We start from the raw sequence: 2,911 nt of genomic DNA, 5'->3' as shown, positions 1-2,911 counted from the left end.
GTTGACCCTTTTCCCTGTTTTGCTTCTCGCAAAGCTCGTCAGGATTATTATGGCAAAATTACCTTTTCTTTTATTCAGGAGTTTGAGGCTTTCACATAACAGTACTTGTCTTTGTATTGAAAAATGTGTCCGTCAGTCAGCGTAGCCACTCCTTTTTGAAGTAGTTCCTTATACAATCCCTGCTGTGACAAAGCTCGATCACATGCAATGTACACCCAATAAGCCAAACCTGAAATTACTTGTTCTGGCTCAATTGCACAAGGTCGAGTATCTCGAATCCGGATCTGCTCTCCTTCGTCTATCATCTCTAGCACTGGAGTCCCTGGACAGTGATACAAAAATGTCCATTTTCGTAAGCAGATATCTAAAGCTGCCAGTCCTGAGCGGTTAAATACATCTATAGTTTTACCTGCTTTAGATTCTGTTGAGTTACTCACATCTTCAAAATAGTAAACCAGGTTAGTCAGTGATTCGGAAGATAGGGGATATATATAACGATAGAATTGACTAGGTACAAGTGTTAAATCAAACTCAGCAGGCCGTTGATGATAGGGACTAAAACGATGGTATTGAATTTTGATTACACTGGCAGGGGGTTGTAAATGAACAATTAAGGGAAGCCACTCTGCCATCTCGGTATACCAAGTATCTGATTCTCTGGGAATTCCTACCAAAAAATTCCAGTACACATAAATACCTAGTTCCTGCGCCCACTTAAGCAACTGTACGTTCATCCAAGCAGTAGTGCCTTTATCAATCAATTTCAGGATGCTGTTATGCATGCTCTCAATGCCAGGCTGAATCGAATTTACTCCCGCATCTACTAGTTTTTGCAACTGGTTATAAGTTAAGTTAGCTTTCGTTTCATAAAAAAAGGAGTATGGTTCTGGCAAAGCAGCAAGATGGGGCAGCAAGGTCTCTAAATAACTCATATCTAGAATATTGTCAACTGCTTCAAATTGATGCAACCCGTACCGTTGGGCGAGGTAAGTCAACTCTTGAAGTACTCTTTCCGGAGATTTGGATCGATAACCCATACTAGAGCCGTTAAGACCACAAAAGGTACAATGATGTATTTGTCCCCACCAACAGCCCCGAGAAGTCTCGACCAGTAGTCCTGGTTTAATATAGGAAGCTAATGGGGAAGTGGCTAAAGCTTGAAAGTAGTCATCATAGTCGGGGATGGGTATCTGATTAAGGTCTCGCACTGAAGTCCGAGGCGCTACAATTGTCTCACCTTGAGCTTGACCATAAGAGTGCGAACTAATCACTCCATAGGGCAAAGAACTTGGATCGACCTGCCTACCCTGTTTTAAAAGCAGGTGACATAAAGGCCCCATCAACTCATCCCCCTCACCAGAAACCACGAAGTCCACCCAAGAAAACTCTCGCTTTGTTGCCAGCCCCATTTCTCCCTCACAATTAGCTCCCCCCATAAGCGTGATCACCTCTGGAGCAAGTTCTCGAATGCGACGTAGCAAAGCCAGAGATGCACAATGTTGATGAAAGGTGGAACTACACGCAACAATCTTAGGCTGTAAATCTAAAACTGATAGAGCTACTCTATCAATAAAAGTTGTAGCTTTTTCGCGTATCTGCCAAAAGAAAGATCTATAACTGGTGCTTTTGGGAATGTGTTGTTGGAGTCTCTTACCAAGTTTTTGCTTAATCAAACGGAAATATTCGTCATGCGCCGGGTGGAAATCAGGAAAAGCTGCACCAGAAAAAGTCCATTCCCCAAAAAATAACTCTAAGAAACCCCCGCTAATACCTTTATATACATCCAGTCCTATTTCCTCTGCAAACCACAGGTTGGGATAGAGGACAACAGACTCCACATCGGCTTCTTGTAAAGAAGCTTTTAGCAAACCAAGACCAATTGAAGGTCGCTCTACGGCAGCATAAGGCATTAATATTAACAATACGTCTATCATCTCTTTTCCCTTTTAATCTTCTAACCTTTTAATAGCTACCGCAAAGACAATAAATGCCGAGCCTTTGGAAAACCGAATTTGAATAACAAAAGCTCGGCATTTTGTGAAATTCGGAACTCAAATAGGATTACTATAAACTTGTAAGATGGCGTCCTCAGCTTCAAGGTATTCCTGTTTTCGCAGTCCTAAACTATATCGCATCAGGACATCATCTACTCTCTCTCTGTAATGCTTGGAAATGGTTTCCCGAATTAGAGAATCGCTGAATACTCTCAAACAGGCATGGCAGTGATGAGCATAGCGGTTTTCCCAGTCAATTTCTGGATTTTTTGATGCTGCCCAAGCCAGAATTTTTTCGGGTCCATCTACAAAAAGCCATATTTTCATGAAGTCTTTACCGGCTTCCTCAAGCTGTTCGCCCAGAAAACCGCGTTTCCAAGGTGCATTTAATTCAGGGATTTTCTCCCGAGTTAAACCACAACAGAAACCTACTTCACTGTCCGGCGTTACTACGATAGTATTTAGATCTGTCTTACAACCTCCTCTCAAATGCAGATTGTGGCGGTTAACCATTCTCTCTGAAGGCTGTTCAATTCTATCCTCAAGAGACATTGGCATCCAGGGAGACTCAATGATAATCAACTGCTCCCTAGATGTACTTTCCCACAACTTCTGGAGTTCTGGGTGATGTAATAAACCTGCTGCTGTAACGCGCCGTTCCTTTTGGCATTCCACTACGATTAAGGTTTGATCTAACCCAACTTCAACCCCTAAGCAGGCAGCATTGACTACTGATTGCTCAGGAACCCATTGCTGGTGAAAATCACCTGTACTAATGGGACTTAAACAAATTTCAAGCCCAAATAAAGCCTAAACTGGCTTTGTAAGCGGCAAACACATCCCGATTCTCGGTCAGCCACTCAAAGAAACGGAAAGACATCGCTGTCCGAAAAGCTGCCAAGGCTTCCACAAAAGTG

Annotated in this window: 2 protein-coding genes; both read right to left on the bottom strand. The window is 42.7% G+C overall.

Annotated elements, in window-relative coordinates; genetic code table 11:
- Positions 1-74: 74 nt before the first annotated feature.
- The gene (locus tag O9295_RS01820) at positions 75-1,934 is read right to left on the bottom strand and encodes a RiPP maturation radical SAM C-methyltransferase (RefSeq protein WP_288031224.1); all 1,860 of its coding nucleotides are present in this window, start codon (positions 1,932-1,934) and stop codon (positions 75-77) included.
- Between the two features lie 117 nt (positions 1,935-2,051).
- Entirely contained in the window at positions 2,052-2,669 is a 618-nt protein-coding gene (locus O9295_RS01815; RefSeq protein WP_288031222.1) for a hypothetical protein, read from the bottom strand.
- Positions 2,670-2,911: the final 242 nt, after the last annotated feature.

It is taken from the genome of Microcystis sp. LE18-22.4A, from assembly GCF_027531105.1.
GTDB classification, from domain to species: Bacteria; Cyanobacteriota; Cyanobacteriia; order Cyanobacteriales; family Microcystaceae; genus Microcystis; species Microcystis aeruginosa.
This window is presented reverse-complemented; position numbering and strand designations above follow the sequence as displayed.